General features: G+C 36.5%; 13 protein-coding genes. 5 read left to right on the top strand and 8 right to left on the bottom strand.

Annotated elements, in window-relative coordinates; translation table 11 throughout:
* Nucleotides 1-199 precede the first annotated feature (199 nt).
* Nucleotides 200-1,216: a class 1 fructose-bisphosphatase gene (gene fbp, locus ACTJIP_RS02920; RefSeq protein WP_047421077.1), complete on the top strand. Its 1,017-nt coding sequence runs from the start codon at nt 200-202 to the stop codon at nt 1,214-1,216.
* Nucleotides 1,216-2,226 carry an o-succinylbenzoate synthase gene (locus tag ACTJIP_RS02915; RefSeq protein WP_440704094.1) on the top strand — a complete coding sequence of 337 codons (1,011 nt, stop codon included), beginning with the start codon at nt 1,216-1,218 and terminating at the stop codon, nt 2,224-2,226. The genes fbp and ACTJIP_RS02915 overlap by 1 nt, the downstream gene beginning before the upstream one ends.
* A 9-nt stretch (nt 2,227-2,235) precedes the next feature.
* On the opposite strand, the gene ACTJIP_RS02910 is transcribed toward ACTJIP_RS02915, so the two are convergent.
* Both ACTJIP_RS02910 and ACTJIP_RS02905 read right to left on the bottom strand, forming a co-directional pair.
* A complete protein-coding gene (locus tag ACTJIP_RS02910) occupies nt 2,236-2,403 on the bottom strand; it encodes a bacteriocin-like protein (protein ID WP_156118473.1) in 168 nt (55 codons plus the stop codon).
* A gap of 430 nt (nt 2,404-2,833) precedes the next feature.
* Entirely contained in the window at nt 2,834-3,964 is a 1,131-nt protein-coding gene (locus ACTJIP_RS02905) for an alpha/beta hydrolase (RefSeq protein WP_440704093.1), read from the bottom strand.
* A gap of 155 nt (nt 3,965-4,119) precedes the next feature.
* Here ACTJIP_RS02905 and ACTJIP_RS02900 point away from each other — a divergent pair, with 155 nt between their 5' ends.
* Nucleotides 4,120-5,793 (top strand): glutamine--tRNA ligase/YqeY domain fusion protein, encoded by a 1,674-nt coding sequence (locus ACTJIP_RS02900; RefSeq protein WP_077418321.1) that lies wholly within the window; start codon nt 4,120-4,122, stop codon nt 5,791-5,793.
* A gap of 83 nt (nt 5,794-5,876) precedes the next feature.
* Here ACTJIP_RS02900 and ACTJIP_RS02895 read toward each other — a convergent pair whose 3' ends face one another.
* Together ACTJIP_RS02895 and ACTJIP_RS02890 are read right to left on the bottom strand one after the other, a co-directional pair.
* Nucleotides 5,877-7,817: an oleate hydratase gene (locus ACTJIP_RS02895; RefSeq protein ID WP_440704092.1), complete on the bottom strand. Its 1,941-nt coding sequence runs from the start codon at nt 7,815-7,817 to the stop codon at nt 5,877-5,879.
* Nucleotides 7,818-7,906: 89 nt separating this feature from the next.
* Entirely contained in the window at nt 7,907-8,785 is an 879-nt protein-coding gene (locus ACTJIP_RS02890; RefSeq protein WP_077418325.1) for a helix-turn-helix domain-containing protein, read from the bottom strand.
* A 303-nt stretch (nt 8,786-9,088) separates the two neighbouring features.
* On the opposite strand from ACTJIP_RS02890, the gene ACTJIP_RS02885 reads away from it, so the two are divergent.
* The gene (locus tag ACTJIP_RS02885) at nt 9,089-10,270 is read left to right on the top strand and encodes an MFS transporter (RefSeq protein WP_440704229.1); all 1,182 of its coding nucleotides are present in this window, start codon (nt 9,089-9,091) and stop codon (nt 10,268-10,270) included.
* An 83-nt stretch (nt 10,271-10,353) separates the two neighbouring features.
* Here ACTJIP_RS02885 and ACTJIP_RS02880 read toward each other — a convergent pair whose 3' ends face one another.
* Nucleotides 10,354-11,319, bottom strand: a complete 966-nt coding sequence (locus tag ACTJIP_RS02880; protein ID WP_077418329.1) for a YpdA family putative bacillithiol disulfide reductase — start codon at nt 11,317-11,319, stop codon at nt 10,354-10,356.
* Between the two features lie 131 nt (nt 11,320-11,450).
* On the opposite strand from ACTJIP_RS02880, the gene ACTJIP_RS02875 reads away from it, so the two are divergent.
* Nucleotides 11,451-12,092, top strand: coding sequence for a hypothetical protein (locus tag ACTJIP_RS02875; protein WP_077418331.1), 642 nt, complete (start codon nt 11,451-11,453; stop codon nt 12,090-12,092).
* Nucleotides 12,093-12,156: 64 nt separating this feature from the next.
* On the opposite strand, the gene ACTJIP_RS02870 is transcribed toward ACTJIP_RS02875, so the two are convergent.
* From ACTJIP_RS02870 to ACTJIP_RS02860, 3 genes are all read right to left on the bottom strand, one after another.
* Complete coding sequence (locus ACTJIP_RS02870) at nt 12,157-13,446, bottom strand: glycosyl transferase family 1 (protein WP_077418333.1); 1,290 nt, start codon at nt 13,444-13,446, stop codon at nt 12,157-12,159.
* A gap of 53 nt (nt 13,447-13,499) precedes the next feature.
* Nucleotides 13,500-13,682, bottom strand: a complete 183-nt coding sequence (locus ACTJIP_RS02865) for a GIY-YIG nuclease family protein (RefSeq protein WP_317169714.1) — start codon at nt 13,680-13,682, stop codon at nt 13,500-13,502.
* A gap of 176 nt (nt 13,683-13,858) precedes the next feature.
* Nucleotides 13,859-16,399 carry a YfhO family protein gene (locus ACTJIP_RS02860; RefSeq protein ID WP_440704091.1) on the bottom strand — a complete coding sequence of 847 codons (2,541 nt, stop codon included), beginning with the start codon at nt 16,397-16,399 and terminating at the stop codon, nt 13,859-13,861.
* Nucleotides 16,400-16,406: the final 7 nt, after the last annotated feature.

Below are 16,406 nucleotides of genomic sequence, written 5' to 3'. Positions count from 1 at the left end.
ATCAACAAATAATGAAATAATTTGGATTTTTTGTGCATCTGAGATAACAAATCCGGAGATATAATTTTCAATAACAGTTCAGTGTTATGCTTTTTTTTGTTTGTATTTTGTTGAAATACAGTGGATAAGATCTTTTGTAATTAAATTTTCTTAATGCGATAAATTTTCCGAAATTTGGGGAAAACGTAAAAAGAAAAATATGTCAAATCAACCATTACAGACTTTAGGAGAATTTCTTATAGATAAACAGGACGATTTTCAATATTCTACAGGTGAATTTTCTCGTCTTCTGAGCGCAATAAGATTGGCTTCGAAAGTGGTAAACAGAGAGGTAAATAAAGCCGGAATTGTAGATATTACAGGAGCTGCCGGTAACCAAAATATTCAGGGTGAGGAACAGCAGAAACTTGATGTGATTGCTAATGAAATTTTTATTACGGCTTTGTCTCAAAGAGAGGTTGTTTGTGGTATTGCGTCTGAGGAAAATGATGATTTTATTGATATTAAATGTGGTGAAAACGGACATTTAAGTAAATATGTAGTACTTATCGATCCTTTAGACGGATCTTCCAATATTGATGTAAATGTTTCCGTAGGAACTATTTTCTCTATCTACAGAAGAGTTACTGAACCTGGAACTCCTGTACAGCTGGAAGACTTTTTACAGAAAGGAATCAATCAGATTGCTGCGGGATATGTGATTTACGGTTCCTCTACAATGATTGTTTATACTACCGGAAACGGAGTAAACGGATTTACCCTGGATCCTTCTTTAGGAACATATTATCTTTCTCATCCTAACATGACTTTCCCGAAAACAGGTAAAATCTATTCTATCAACGAAGGAAATTATATCAAATTTCCTCAGGGAGTAAAAAATTATCTTAAATACTGTCAGATGGAAGAAGGAGACCGTCCTTATACTTCAAGATATATCGGTTCTTTGGTCGCGGATTTTCATAGAAATATGCTGAAAGGAGGAATTTATATCTATCCTTCCTACTCACAGGCTCCAAATGGTAAATTAAGACTTTTATACGAGTGTAATCCAATGGCATTCCTTGCAGAACAGGCAGGAGGAAAAGCAACAGACGGATTCAGAAGAATTCTTGAAATAGAACCTACAGAACTTCACCAGAGAATTCCGTTCTTCTGTGGAAGTATACAAATGGTAGAAAAAGCGGAAGAATTCATGCGTATCGACAGCGTAAAATAATGGAAGCAATTTATTTAAAATATTTATTACAATTCAAACGCCCGAGTGGAACATCTCGCGGCGTTTTGCTTGATAAGGAAACCTTTATCCTCACTATTTCGGAAGACGGAAGAAAAGGTGTTGGTGAATGTGCTATTTTCAGAGGCCTGAGTTTTGATGACAGGCCCGGTTATGAAGAAAAGCTGAAATGGCTTTGTGAAAATATCAATCAGGATGGAGCATTTTTAAAAGAAGAACTGAAAGAGTTTCCTTCCATTTGGTTTGGTTACGAGCAAGCGGTTCAGAATTTGAAATATGGAGACAGCCTTTATTTTCCAAGTGAGTTTACGGAAGGTAAATCTGCTATTACCATCAATGGCCTGATATGGATGGGAGGAGTAGGGTATATGGAAGAACAGATTCAGGATAAACTTGAAAAAGGATTTCATTGTATTAAATTAAAAATCGGGGTCGATTGGAAATCTGAACATATTATTCTTCAGAAGTTAAGAGACAAATTTTCCAAAGATCAGCTGGAGATTCGTGTGGATGCAAACGGGGGATTCAGCACAGAAGAAGCGGTTACAGTTTTACAGCAGCTTGCAGATCTTCATATCCATTCTATTGAACAGCCAATTAAAGCAGGAAACTGGAATGATATGGCAGAATTATGTGCTAAAACACCTACTCCGATTGCATTAGATGAAGAACTGATCGGAATTATTGATCCTAAAGAAAAGAAAAAACTTTTAGAAAAAATACAACCACAATATATTATTCTGAAACCTGCATTGGTAGGAGGTTTTTCCGGTTCGGATGAATGGATTTCTCTTGCAGAAAATCAAAATATCGGCTGGTGGATTACTTCAGCTTTGGAGAGTAATATCGGATTGAATGCCATTGCTCAGTATACATTTATCAAAAAAAATCCAATGCCTCAAGGTTTAGGCACTGGAGCTTTATTTGTAAATAATTTTGAATCCGATTTAGAACTCAGAAATGAGCTGTTATGGTTCAAAAGTATAACTTAGAAAAGTTAATTAGCATAATGGGGGAGGTGAATCCGGGCAAGTGGTTTGACCACAGTAGTCAGGCCCCCATGATCTGCAGCACATAGCAACCGGGTTCCAGCTGTTGCACCCAAGAGGCGGTCTTCCTCCTTTGATTGTTTTTAATTCTCCTCTTTTGATTTTCTTTAGATTTTTCATGATATTAATTTTATTTGATTGATAAGTAAATGTCTAAAACTTTTTTCAATTATACAACAAATGGGGAATTATTTAGCAATATTTAACAATATCAAAGGAATGTTTCAATAAATTTCAAACATGAAAATATATTCCTGCATCAGATTAAGAGGAATAATTATTGGTTTTTTCGGTCTGTTTTACAAGGAGGAGTAATTTTTGGATCGAATATTTTGTTGATTTAGAGGTTGTTATTCAGTTAAATGACATCTTTTACGAAGATGGTCTTCTTAATATAGTCTAATATATAAGAAAACTGTTTTTTAATATTTTCCATAATAAAAAAAATTATAATTCCCTATAGTTTGAATTAGCAATATTTATGCCACACTGTGGATTTGAACTAATTTTAACGTAGTGTTCATTTTTTAAGAATTATTTAAACTATTTGTTAAGAAATAATTGTGAAAATGTTTTCGTTATCCTTGGATCGGTTGGTAATAAGATTTCTGTCAATTCCATTTAAATTCTGAAAGATATCTGACTGTACCTGCGAGCTGGAGAGGTATCCCCAGTGGTTTCCCACTTCATATTTAAAGCTGTTCAAAATATCTTCTTTTACAAACGTACAGTCGATAATAGAAACAATATCTTTGTAATGGGTAAGATCACTTGGTCCGTTTTTGCCAAGTCGTGGTGTCAGAATGTTTTTTGTAAACTGAGAAATTCCCAAAACAGCATCCTGTCTGTTCAGGTAAATAGAAATCCGGTTAGCCAGTAATGGCAGCTTATTGTAGGAATCTTCGGAATCTTCAAATACCTTATAGCTTACATCTGCATTCAACAGTAAAACCTGATCAATAACACGAAGTATATTCTCCCTTTTAAGGCTGTAGAGCATGCTTTGAAGTACTCTGTTCCCCAAAGAATGAGCCATAATATGAATTCTTTGATTGCAGGGCGCAAGATCCCGGTTGGAAAAGATATCTTTTAAAAATTGGGTGTAGAAATAAAACAATCTCATCAGAGATGTTCCGGAATTGATACTGGAAGCTTTATCATCAAAATAACTCAACGGGATAATACTTCCTGAGGCTGGCCAGCTTACGAATAAAATATGTTCTACAGGAGATGCCGGGTTATCAATGAATATTTTCTTAAGATCAAGAATAGCCTTTAATTCATCATCAAAATCATACAGATAACCGTGGATGAATATCAGTACATCGCTTCGGTCTTTAGTGGAAGACATGTTTTTGTACAGTTCATAGAACATTCTTTGAGTTCCGCCAAGATTATTGGCTGTAAGGGCGGATTTTTTAATCCCTTTTTCATTGAGCAGAACATCCAAAACTTCTTCATAACCCTGTTTTTCGGGCTCAGAAAAGAACTTGTAGTTTAAGATATTCCTGTTGGTATAGTCTTTTTTCTTTTTGGCTTGAGCGGTGGGTTCTTTGTAGTTGTCAAAATCACATTTGGCGATCCTGAAATTGGGAATAGAATATTCATCATTGGAAAAAGAGTCCACTCTTTCGCCTTTATACCGGATAATTTTCCGGTTGCTTAAGATATAAACAGCCATGATGGTTAAGTTGGTTAAAATGGTTTTAGTTCTCCCGAAGTTAGTGAAAAATATTGAATTACAATCAATAAGGCTTTTAAATTATCACTTTTACAAAAGCTTATTTTTCCGTAACTTTGTAAAACTTTTTTAGCTAAAAAATAAAAGCTACTTTAATGGAAGAAGAAAAAAAATCACTCAATTTCATTGAGCAAATTATTGAAGATGATATGGCAAACGGTCTGAAAAAAGATCAGATTCGTTTCCGTTTTCCACCTGAACCGAATGGTTATCTGCATGTAGGGCACACAAAAGCGATCTGCATCAACTTCGGCCTGGGTGAAAAATACAACGCTCCCGTAAACCTTCGTTTCGACGATACGAACCCTGAAAAAGAAGAACAGGAATTCGTAGATTCTATTATGAAAGATGTTGAATGGCTAGGTTTCAAATGGGATAAAGTTTTGTACGCATCCGATTACTTCCAGCAGCTTTACGATTGGGCAGTTCAGTTAATTAAAGAAGGTAAAGCTTATGTAGATGAGCAGGCATCTGAAGTGATTACTGAGCAAAGAAAAAATCCTGCAGAGCCAGGAATTGAATCTCCATACAGAAACCGTCCTGTTGAAGAATCGTTAGATTTATTCGAAAGGATGAAAAACGGAGAATTTGAAAGTGGTTCAATGTCTCTTCGTGCAAAAATCGACATGGTTTCGCCAAACATGAATATGCGTGACCCTGTGATGTACAGAATTTTGAATAAACCTCACCACAGAACAGGTACAGCCTGGAAAATTTATCCAATGTACGATTGGGCTCATGGTGAATCTGATTATATTGAACAAGTTTCACATTCACTTTGTTCTTTGGAGTTCGAAAATCACAGACCGCTATACAACTGGTATTTGGATCAGGTTTACGAAGAAGGAAGGGTTAAAAACAAGCAGAGAGAATTTGCAAGGATGAACGTTTCCTATATGATTACTTCCAAAAGAAAGCTGCAGAGATTGGTAGCGGAAGGAGCGGTAACCGGATGGGATGACCCTAGAATGCCTACCATTTCAGGAATGAGAAGAAAAGGATTTACTCCAACTTCCATCAGAAACTTTATTGATAAAGTAGGGGTTGCGAAAAGAGAAAATCTTATCGAGATCCAGTTGCTTGACTTCTGTGTACGTGAAGACCTGAATAAGGTTGCGAAACGTGTGATGGCCGTTGTAGATCCAGTAAAATTAGTGATCGAAAACTACCCTGAAGACAAAGAAGAATGGTTAGAGACTGAAAATAATCCTGAGCAGGAAAATGCGGGAACAAGAGAAGTTCCTTTCTCAAGAGAGTTATACATTGAGCGTGAAGACTTCAAAGAAGAAGCTAACAATAAATTCTTCAGACTGAAATTAGGCGGAGAAGTTCGTTTGAAATCAGCTTACATCATTAAAGCTGAAAGAGTAGAGAAAGATGAAAATGGAGAAATCACGACCATCTATGCTACTTATGATGAGAAGAGTAAGTCTGGAAGCGGTACAGAAGAAAGTTTAAGAAAAGTAAAAGGAACTCTGCACTGGGTATCTGCAAAACATGCGATTCCTGTAGAAGTAAGAATCTATAATCACTTGTTTACTGTGGAACAGCCTGATGCTGAGAAAGATGTTGATTTCCTGAACTTTATCAACCCTGAATCTATGGCTATCGTGAAAGGTTTCGCTGAGCCAAGTCTGAAAGATGTAGCTGTTGGTGAACCTCTTCAGTTCCAGAGAATAGGATACTTTACAAAAGATCAGGATTCTACAGATGAAGCTATGGTATTTAACCGTACAGTAACACTGAAAGATTCTTTTAAACCTGAATAATTTTAAGGAATAGATAATAAAAAAGCAGGACTTAATCTAAGTCCTGCTTTTTTATTGTGTTAAGTAGTGTAAGTGTTAAGATATTAGCCCTTCACGCCTTTTACCCATTCCTGGAATCTACCTACCTGTTCCATGATGAAAGATTCATGTTCTTCTTTCTCTTCAGGACGGTTGACCAGAATATGTTCAAAATAAGTTCCTTTCAATACTTTTCTTATGATACCTTCTCCTAAGAAAGGTTTGTAGTCATTCAGAGCCTGAGTAGCTTTTAACAAATGTCGGATATCATACTGTAACGGATTGATATCCGGAACCTGTTTGTTAAGGTTAAGAAGGTTGTAAACGGCTATTCTTGCTGTTCTTACAGAACTTTCCATAGTGAAAACCACATCATTATTGGTCTCTACAAACTGCCCTACAAGGCCTAAGTTGGTACATCCTTCAGGAACTACTCTCGGACGGTCTCCATGCGCTCTTGGCATAAACATGGAAGTGATGTAAGGCATGAATGCAGTACGAACAATTGTGTTTTCTATGACATTATCCAGTTGGTCTGTCATTCCTAAGTGGTAACATAGTTCGGCAAGAATCTCGTTTCCGGTACATTGAGGTATTGTTTTTTTGATATAATTACCTTCTTTATCCATCAGTAAGGCATATACCCATACCACCAATATATCATCCGGCTGGGTAGGGAAGTGAGGCTGTCTGTTGCAGGTAAAACTCATTACCCAATTGGAGTCTGTAATGGTAATAATACCTCCTGTAGCAGTTCTTCCGGAATAAGGGTCATTTACACAGAGCTCTTTTAATTTCTCTGTGAAGGCAGAAGGGCGACATGTTAATGTTGCAGATTCCCAGGAAGATTTTTCAATTTGGCTGCAGAATTTTTCAGGTTTCCCGAATACTTCAGATTTCGCAGCGAGATTTTTCCACAGTTTCCATCCTACGCTTTGTCCTGCACTGCTGTTGTCTATTGTAACTTCAGGAACGGTATTGTTATCTCCGTAGAAAGTACTTTCAGTCATAGATCCGGTGGTCACAATAACATAATCATCTTTACCGATCGGTATTCTTACTTCCTCTCCGTTTTGTTCCGTAATAATTCCTTCTACTGTTTTTCCTTCCGTATTGATATGGATGTCAAGATCTTTTACCAGCGTATTGAATTGGATTTGTACTCCTTTTTCTACCAGGAAGTTTTTCAGTGGAGTTACGTAAGTGTCATATTGGTTGTATTTAGGGAACACAAGACATGAAAAGTCTTTCATTCCGTCAATCGCGTGAAGAAATCTGTGCATATACAGTTTCAGTTCCAGTAAGCTGTGCCAGTTTTCAAAGGCAAACATAGAGCGCCAGAAGAACCAGAAGTTACTGTTCAGAAAGGATTCTGCAAAATAATCTTCAATCGTAAGATCATCAAGTTCTTCTTTTTTCTTCAACAGTAGTTTTACAATGGCCAGTTGATCCTTTTTCTCAAGTCCGAATTTGCTGAAATCCTTGATCTGTCCCTGGTTATGAATTAATCTTGCTTTAGAATAATTCGGGTCATTGTCATTGATTAGACGGTATTCGTCCAGTACACTGTACGGTGCAGGCAATTCCAGAGCAGGAACATCCTGAAACATATCCCATAGATTTTCATAGGTCATGTCCATTTCCCTTCCGCCACGGATGATATAGCCGTCTTTTGCGTTACCGGCTCCATCCAGAGATCCACCTTCAACATTAAGCTGGTCAAGGAAAATAATGTTTTTGCCGGGAACACGTCCGTCACGGATGAAATAGTAAGCAGCCGACATACCGGCAATTCCGCTTCCTACAATATAGATTTTGCTGTTTTCGTAAGACTGTAAAGGAATTCCTTTATTACGTTGATAATTTCCAATCTGGTCGGAGAAAGGCATCGTTTTTTCAGGAGTGTTAATCTGAACTTCTTTACTTGAATCCGGTTCGTGATTTACTTTTCCAAACTGGTCAGAGGCATTTAAAACGTTGTCGAATTTTGAATTGATCGTACTCATCTTTTATTGTTTTTAATTAACAGTATAAAGGTACCTCTATTCACAAAGCGACATATATCCTCAAGTTCAGAATTATTATCCCCAAATTCTCATGACTGAATATTTTCTTTATTTCTGTACTCTGAAGGAGAGAGAGCAGTATGCTTTTTGAAAAAACGTCCGAACGCAGATGCCGAATTAAACTGAAGGTCAAATGCTATCTCTGAAATAGTAATATCCGGATTCCCAAGCATAACGTAAGCTTCTTTCAACAAAGTTTCATCAATAACCTCATGAGGTGTTTTTCCACTTGCTTTTTTAATGATTTCTATAAGATATTTATTGGAAACATGCAGCTGATCCGCATAAAACTGAACAGTTCGCTGCTGCCTGATATTTTCCCTGATAAGTTTGCTGAATTTCAGATAAAGGTCTTTTTTTCCATCCTCTTTTCCCGGAGTTGAAGAATTTTCCTGTTCCATGATCTCAGCCGTTTCCAGCAGCAGGTGAAAAATAATGGTCCGGATAATCTCTTCTGTAAATTTACCCTGCTTTCTCGATTTTTTTTCAAGATCATCCAGAAGATTCTGGAGTAATGAAGAATTTTTTGAAGTGGTTTTTACAACACTGTAAGACCCTTTGGAGAAAAGATTCATTTTTTCAATGATAAAGGGATTAGAAATATTTTTAATCAGAAAATTCTTGTCGAAGAACAGCAGTTTCATGATAAAATCATCACTGGTTTTTCCAAATTTTACAATTGTAGAAGGAGCAGCCATAAGAAAACTGTGTGCATCTACTTTATATTTCTGACGGTCTATCTCAATATTGATTTCTCCGGCAGTACAGATGCACAGTGCATAATAATCCATTCTGAAAGGAGCTTTAGGAAATTCAAAAATGGGTTTTCCGGAGGAAATATAGTAAGATTGCCGGCAGTCAATACTGTAAAAGGATAGTGTATCATGTAAATTCTCGTAGGTTACCATTCTTAGTATTGATTGAATTTTTATTGTGTTTTTAAGTGACTTTAGTCTAAAAATCCCTGTTGTTACTGCAATTTACGGTTTTTATAAATGAATTTTAGTTTTAAATAGTAAAAAAAAAAGCTTTTTTTAGGATACAGCTGATAGTCTGTTTTTATGGATGTTATTTATAAAAAAGGGTTTTAAATAAAGGCTTTTGGGTTATTTTTATCTAATTTTGCTCTTTCAAATTTTCCCCAAAATATTATTGTGAGATTAATTAACGTTTATACGAGTTCTTTCAAAGGACTCTCGCAGGAGAGTTGGATGCTGGCGTTGGTAATGCTCATCAACAGGGCCGGTTCTATGGTACTTCCGTTTCTGGGAGTTTATATGACCAATCATTTACATTTCAGTATTGAAAATTCAGGAATTGTTCTGAGCTTTTTTGGAATAGGCTCGGTAATTGGTTCGTGGCTGGGAGGTATGATCACAGATAAAATTGGCGAATACAGGGTACAGAGTCTGAGTTTACTCCTCAGTGTTCCATTATTTTGTTTAATTCCGCTTTTTACAACTGAAGCTGGTCTGGCCGGGATTATTTTGGCTCAGAGTATTGTAAGTGAAACATTCCGTCCGGCAAATTCGGTGGCAATCACCAAATATGCGAAACCTGAAAATATCACTAGGGCTTTTTCACTGAACCGTATGGCTGTAAATCTTGGGTTTTCTATCGGGCCTGCATTAGGAGGTATTTTATCTGCTATTTCTTATGAATTTCTGTTTTTCAGTAATGCGCTGGCTGCTTTGCTGGCAGGGCTGATGTATATATGGTTCTTTAAAGGCCGCGCAAGATTGGCCAAACAAAAGGCGAAAAAGGTAAAAGAAGCAATTGTCATTAAAAAAGAGAATTCTCCGTACCGGGATGGTAAATTTTTGGTATACTGTGTATTCTGTATGCTGTTTTCAATATGTTTCTTCCAGTTGTTCAGTACACTGACAATATTTTATAAAGATACCGCACATATGAGTCAGCAAAATATCGGCTATATTCTTGGATACAGTGGTTTTCTGATTGTATTGCTTGAGATGGGTCTTGTACAGATTGCTGAAAAATATTTTACTTTAGCTTTTACCATGCTTATCGGGACTTTCCTGTGTGGAGTTTCCTATGCAATGCTGGCTTTCGATTATAGTATGGTTACCCTTGTGCTGTCTATGACATTACTTTGTGTAGGAGAAATATGGACACTTCCTTTTATGTCAACCATTACAGCATTGCGTTCAGGAGAGAATAATAAAGGTGCTTACATGGGATTGAACGGGATGTCATTTTCTATAGCATTCATCATTACACCTTATATAGGAACACTCATTGCTGAAAAATTAGGATTCAATGTACTTTGGATTGGAACAGGGGTGCTGGCTGTAGCTATTGCCATCGGTTTTTACTTTATCATTCCATGGCTGCTTAAGGATAAAAATAAAGCAGAAGGAGAAATGATGTAAGTATTGAATCAGTTTAAAAAAAAGCTTCGGGCAATTTCGTAGAAATTGCCCGAAGCTTTTTAGTATATATGAGTTGTTTAATATTAAGATCTGGAAAGAATGGTATTGATAATCATATGAGCATGAATTCTCGAGTTTTCAATGAACCAGAGGTGAGTATCTTTTCCACCGCATACAACTCCTGCAAGATAAAGGTTGGGAATATTGGTTTCCATAGTTTCAAGATTATAGAACGGGTTCAGGCAGTCTCCATTGAGTTCAATACCCGAATTTCTCAGAAAATCAAAATCAGGAAGATAACCCGTCATCGCCAGCACAAAATCATTGTCAATTTCATGAACTTCTCCGTTTTCATCTTTAAAAACAACAGTATTATCTTTAATTTCGATCATTTCGGCATTAAAATGGGCTTTAATACTGCCTTCTGTAATTCTGTTTTCTATATCCGGTTTCACCCAATATTTTACACTTTTTGAAATCTCGGAATGACGAATAATCATCGTTACTTCAGCACCTTTTCTATAGGTTTCCAGGGCTGCATCCACCGCAGAATTACTTGATCCTACAACAACAATTTTCTGTTTTGCATAAGGATATGGTTCAGTATAGTAATGCTTGACCTTTGGAAGATTTTCGCCGGGAATATTCATAAGGTTGGGAATATCATAGAATCCGGTAGCAATCACCAGATTTTTAGCATGATAGGTTGCTTTGGTTGTTTTTATCTCAAACAGCTCATTGCTCTTGGAAACACCCAGTACTTTTTCATACAGATTGATGTTAAGTTTTTTTTGTCTGGCAATTCCCTGATAATATTCCAATGCCTCCTGTCTTCCTGGTTTGGGAGCTGTCGAAATAAATGGAATTTCGTCAATTTCCAGTTTTTCTGCAGTAGAGAAAAAACGCATATATAAAGGATAGTTGTACAGAGAGTTGACAATGGTTCCTTTTTCTATGATTAAATGACTAAGATTATTTTTTTGAGCTTCAAGGGCACAGTTTAAACCGATGGGTCCGGCCCCGATAATGAGAATATCCAACATTTCCATCTAACAAATGTACGATGTAATTTTTAAAATGAGAAGCGATAACCCAGCAGCTCTCATAGTCTTTATCTCTTTAAATCATTTACCGCTTGGCATCAGTTTTGGTGTTTTTTACCAATAGCAAAATTTATAATATGAAAAAAATACTTATTCCATTGGTTGTTTTGGTTCTGGTTGTAGCCTGTAAAAAAGAGGCAGGAAAACCTGTTCCCAATGTGGTTGATTCCATCGCACAAAATAAAACAGACAGTGCAGGTACCGTTCAGAATATTGCTGATAAAGAAGCTGTGTTGAAACAGACCAATGATGAGGTTTTGAAGGCTCTGAAAAATAAGGACTATACCAGTTTTGCTGCCTTGATCCACCCTGAAAAAGGAATCCGTTTTTCAATGTATGCTTTTGTGGATATAAAGGGAGATAAACATTTTTCTAAAGCAGATTTTGAAAAATATCAGCCTACTAAAACACTATTTACCTGGGGAGCACATGACGGTTCAGGAGATCCTTATAAGACAACGGTCAATGATTATCTTGGTAAATGGGTCTTTTCTAAAGATTTTACAGCATCCCAATATTCACTGAATAAATTCATAGGAGGAGGTAATTCCCTGAATAATTTAAAGGAAATTTATCCTAAACATGACTTCACCGAAAACTATATCAAAGGAACCGAAAAAAATGGCGAAATGGATTGGAAAACACTCCGCTTTGTATTTGAAGAATTTCAGGGGAAATATTATCTGATTGCAGTGGTGAATGATCAGTGGACGATTTAAAAATTAGAAGTTAGAAGCCGGTATTTTACTTCCAGCATCCAGCTTCTAACTTCCTTTCTTTGTATTATAAAATTTCAGTCAGTTGGCGGGTTAGGTTTTTTCTTGAGAACTGCTCAATATGCTGAGTGTTTTCGAGAAGATTTCCGTTTTTCCAAAGGATAAATTTTTCAAGAATAAACTTCTTGATAATTTCTGTATCCTGATAACTGAAATGTTTTCCTGCCTGGGTTTCTTCCAGAATTTTTGCAACATCAGCTTTGTCCGGCCCGAATGAAAGAATCTGTTTTCCTGAAGCCAGATATTCAAATATTTTTCCGGGAATGATTCCTTTTGAAGATTCATTTGGGAAATTGGTGATAAGAAGCAGATCTGAATTCTGCATTTCCTCCACCGCTTTTCCATGGGCAAGATATCCAAGGTTCTGAATATGATTTTTCAGACTTGAATTTTCGATAGACTGCAGGATTTTATCATCTATTCTGCCTACAAATTTCAATGTAAAATCAGCTGCAAATTCAGCATTTTCCTTCACCAGTTCATCAAGTGCTTTCCAAAGATTCTCAGGGTTTCTGAGTTGCTCTAAAACACCAATATAACTTAGAGTAAACTGATCTTTACTATTCTGTCCTTTTACTTTACTATCCGAATCACTTTCATCAAATCCGTTCGTAATACAAACAGCATTAGCTCCTGCTTTTCTGAAGTTTTCCGCATCAGTATAGCTTGTAGCCAAAGTGATGTCAGCATTTTTAAATACGGCACTTTCAAGCTGACGGTGTTTCTGATCCGAACTTTTAGTTAGTTTCAGATGTTTGTAATAAGAAATTTCTGTCCATGGGTCGCGGAAATCAGCGATCCATTTCAGACTCGGTATATTATTTTTAAGTCCTAAACCAATCAGGTGAAGCGAGTGGGGAGGACCCGAAGTTACAATCGTATCTATTTTATTTTCTTTCAGGTATTTCTCCAGAAATTTAATGGAAGGTTTTACCCAAAAAACTCTGGCATCAGGAATGAAAAAATTACCTCTCACCCAGATCGAAAGTCTGGATTTCCAGCTTTGATTTTTTCCTACATCAAATTGTCCTGCTTTAAATTTTTTATTGCTTTTATTCAGCTTTTCAGCCAGCTGGTAAGGTTCCCATATCTTGGTTCTTACCATCTCAATATTTTCAGGAACATCTTTCATCAGGGTTTCATCCAGTAATGGATAACTTGGATTTTCCGGAGTATAAATGATAGGTTTCCATCCGAAATCCGGCAGATATTTTGCAAACTTCAGCCATCTTTGAACACCAGGACCTCCCGCAGGAGGCCAGTAATAGGTGATAATCAATATTTTCTTCTGTTCCATTTTTTAATTGATGTCTATGTCATTCTGAATGAAGCGGAGCGCAGTGAAGAATCTCACTCTATCTCTTCATTGAGAAATTTCCAATCCGGATTGAATTCTTTAATTAAGTTTTCTTTCTTTTGACTGGTCCAGCCTTTTATTTGCTTTTCCCTTATTATTGCTGTCTCAATGTCATCAAAATGTTCAAAATATATTAAATAAAAACAATTATATTTTGATGTGAAATTTTTTTCAATAGCTTCTGGATTTTTATGCCAGTATAATCTTTTCTGTAAATCGTTGGTTATAATACTGTCTTTGTTTTATTAGTCAGTATATAGACATAGTAATTATGTTTACCTAACGTTTTCATTTGGGATTCTTCATTACGCTATGCTTCATTCAGAATGACATTGTGCAATATTATATTGTTTTAAGCTTTTTGTTCAGCTAAAATTTCTTTTTTCTTATTCTTGTTCATCCAGAAAATTCCAAATGCAGACAACAGGATGAATAATCCGAATGATAGTAGAGAAAGCCATTTCCCTTTTTCAATTACTTCAGGCTCAAATACCATTCTGATGTGGTGGTTTCCTGCAGGAACATGTACTGCACGAAGTAAGTAATCTGCTTTGATGTACGGAACTTCTTTCTCATCCACCAATACTTTCCAGCCATGAGGGTAATATACTTCAGAGAATACTGCTAATTGCGGAGTCTTCGACTGAGATTTAAATTCAAGTTCGTTAGGCTGGTATTTCGTAAGATTGATAAATGCAGCAGGATCTGCCTGAACCGGTTTGTTGTCAAAATAGGATTTATCAGATGATGCAATAACTGCTGTTTTCTTATTGTCGATAGTCCCGATGGATTTAATTTCCTGATTAGGAGAATCTACAAACTTTAAATCACTTACAAACCATGCATTTCCATTGGCTTTTGGATTAGGAACAACCTGTGGCTGCTCAGGTCCTCCGAAAACCATGTACTTGGCATTTAATAAGTTTAAGATATTAGGTGTTTTTATACTGTCTACATTATTGATGTATTCATTCAGAACATCATCATATCTTCTTAGTTTTACGGCGTGATAACCACCAATTGAAGCTTTAAAATAAGAGGTATTGGTCTCACTTGTCACACCCAAGGTCTGGTTGTAAATTCTGTAGTGAGTTTTGTCTTTTTCAGCGATTGTTTCCAATGTTTTGTTAATATTGACATTGGATAAAATGGATTCCAGATTAGGATTCCCCTGAACTTTTTCAGCCAGCAGATCTGAACTTTCTGTTTGGAAAGGATTTTCAGCAAATATTTTATCTACGTAGTTTTCGTCATTTAAATAACGTTTGTTTACGGTCCATAGATCAAATAAGCTTACTACTCCAATTACTACCAAAGCAATATTCTGATTAAGCTTTTTCTTTAAGGTTAAGAATAAGGCAGCAGCAGTAATCGCTACATAAATAAATGCCTTTATGGCATCTATTCTGAATAGTTTATATCTTTCATCTACAAGATAATCCAGTAGGAAAGGAGGAAAATAAGTTTTTTCGCCTTCTGTAGAAAACCCTAATAATGATTTTCCGAAGATCAAAAGAATTAATAAAAATCCTAAAGTTCCACCTCCTGTATACATAAGAATTTTCTGCTTGTATTCTTCAGTCAGCTCTTCGTCTGTGAAGAATCTGTATAATCCCAAAATGGCAATCAAAGGGAATAATAATTCTACAACTACCAGGATTGAAGAAGGGGCTCTGAATTTATTATAAAACGGAACATAATCAATAAAGAAGTCAGATAATGGCATAAAGTTACTTCCCCAAGCCAGTAAAATAGTCAGGATAGAAGCACCTAAGATCCAGTAACGGTATTTTTTTCTGGCAAAGAAGAATCCTAAAAAAGCAAGGAAACATACAATGGCTCCCTGATAAGCAGGTCCTGAAGTTCCCGGCTGATCTCCCCAGTAGGTCATTCCGCTGAAGCCTTTTGAAATTCTGTCCATTTCAGCCTGTGAACCAACATTTTCCTGAACCAGTTCCTGAACTCTGTTCATCATTTCTTTTCCTTCCGGCTCCTGGCTTCCGCCACCCATCAATCTTGGGATGAAAAGGTTTAAAGTTTCAAGCTGTCCATAGCTCCACATCAGCATACTTTCTTTATCCATTCCGGATTTTCCTGAAGTATGGCTGTCATTATTTAAGATCTGCTTTCCACGAACTGTTTCTTTTACATACTCAGAATTGGCCATGATTCTTTGTGAATTCATTCCAACTCCGATAATGCATGATGCTGCAATAATTCCTGATGAAATAAGGAAATGCTTCATCGGTGTCTTTTTCAGTATTGCTCTGATCAGTTCAGACAAGAATAAAAATCCTAGTGCAAGGAACAGATAATACGTCATCTGCGGGTGATTGGCTGCAATCTGAAGCCCCATAAAAAGGGTAGTAACAATGAACCCCCAGATGTATTGTTTTCTGATATAAACCAGTAAAATTCCGGCTAACAGCGGTGCAAAATATTCAATGGTGTTTACTTTACCATTGTGCCCGGCTGCAATAATGATATAAAAATAGGTTGAAAGTCCGAAGAAAGTGGCCCCTAAGAGCGCATACTTCCAGTTTCTGACTACTACCATTCCCAAAAGGAAAAAACCTGCAAACAGCAGGAAGAGATAATTAACCGGCCTTGGCAGGAAATTCAGATTGCTGTCGATTTTCTTGATGATGTCACCTTTGAACTGGCTTCCCATCTGATAAGTCGGCATTCCCCCAAACATGGAGTCACTCCAATAGATTTCATTTCCGGTATTCGCTCTATAGTCGAGCAGTTCTTTTGCTCCTCCTCTGTATTGCACAATATCGTGCTGGAAAAGCTGTTTTCCTGTAAATACAGGGGTGGAATATAAAAATGCTAAAACTATAAATACGACTAATGAAGCTGCAATATAAATGAAGTTTTTATTTTTTGCCATGCTGGTT

It is taken from the genome of Chryseobacterium sp. 22543 (assembly GCF_052044565.1).
GTDB lineage: Bacteria > Bacteroidota > Bacteroidia > Flavobacteriales > Weeksellaceae > Chryseobacterium.
This window is presented reverse-complemented; position numbering and strand designations above follow the sequence as displayed.

Coding starts and splice junctions, on each gene's coding strand:
- fbp (WP_047421077.1), top strand. CDS start 200: ATGTCAAATCAACCATTACAGACTTTAGGAGAATTTCTTATAGATAAA.
- ACTJIP_RS02870 (WP_077418333.1), bottom strand. CDS start 13,446: ATGGAACAGAAGAAAATATTGATTATCACCTATTACTGGCCTCCTGCG.
- ACTJIP_RS02860 (WP_440704091.1), bottom strand. CDS start 16,399: ATGGCAAAAAATAAAAACTTCATTTATATTGCAGCTTCATTAGTCGTA.
- ACTJIP_RS02880 (WP_077418329.1), bottom strand. CDS start 11,319: ATGGAAATGTTGGATATTCTCATTATCGGGGCCGGACCCATCGGTTTA.
- ACTJIP_RS02915 (WP_440704094.1), top strand. CDS start 1,216: ATGGAAGCAATTTATTTAAAATATTTATTACAATTCAAACGCCCGAGT.
- ACTJIP_RS02875 (WP_077418331.1), top strand. CDS start 11,451: ATGAAAAAAATACTTATTCCATTGGTTGTTTTGGTTCTGGTTGTAGCC.
- ACTJIP_RS02895 (WP_440704092.1), bottom strand. CDS start 7,817: ATGAGTACGATCAATTCAAAATTCGACAACGTTTTAAATGCCTCTGAC.
- ACTJIP_RS02900 (WP_077418321.1), top strand. CDS start 4,120: ATGGAAGAAGAAAAAAAATCACTCAATTTCATTGAGCAAATTATTGAA.
- ACTJIP_RS02905 (WP_440704093.1), bottom strand. CDS start 3,964: ATGGCTGTTTATATCTTAAGCAACCGGAAAATTATCCGGTATAAAGGC.
- ACTJIP_RS02885 (WP_440704229.1), top strand. CDS start 9,089: ATGCTGGCGTTGGTAATGCTCATCAACAGGGCCGGTTCTATGGTACTT.
- ACTJIP_RS02910 (WP_156118473.1), bottom strand. CDS start 2,403: ATGAAAAATCTAAAGAAAATCAAAAGAGGAGAATTAAAAACAATCAAA.
- ACTJIP_RS02890 (WP_077418325.1), bottom strand. CDS start 8,785: ATGGTAACCTACGAGAATTTACATGATACACTATCCTTTTACAGTATT.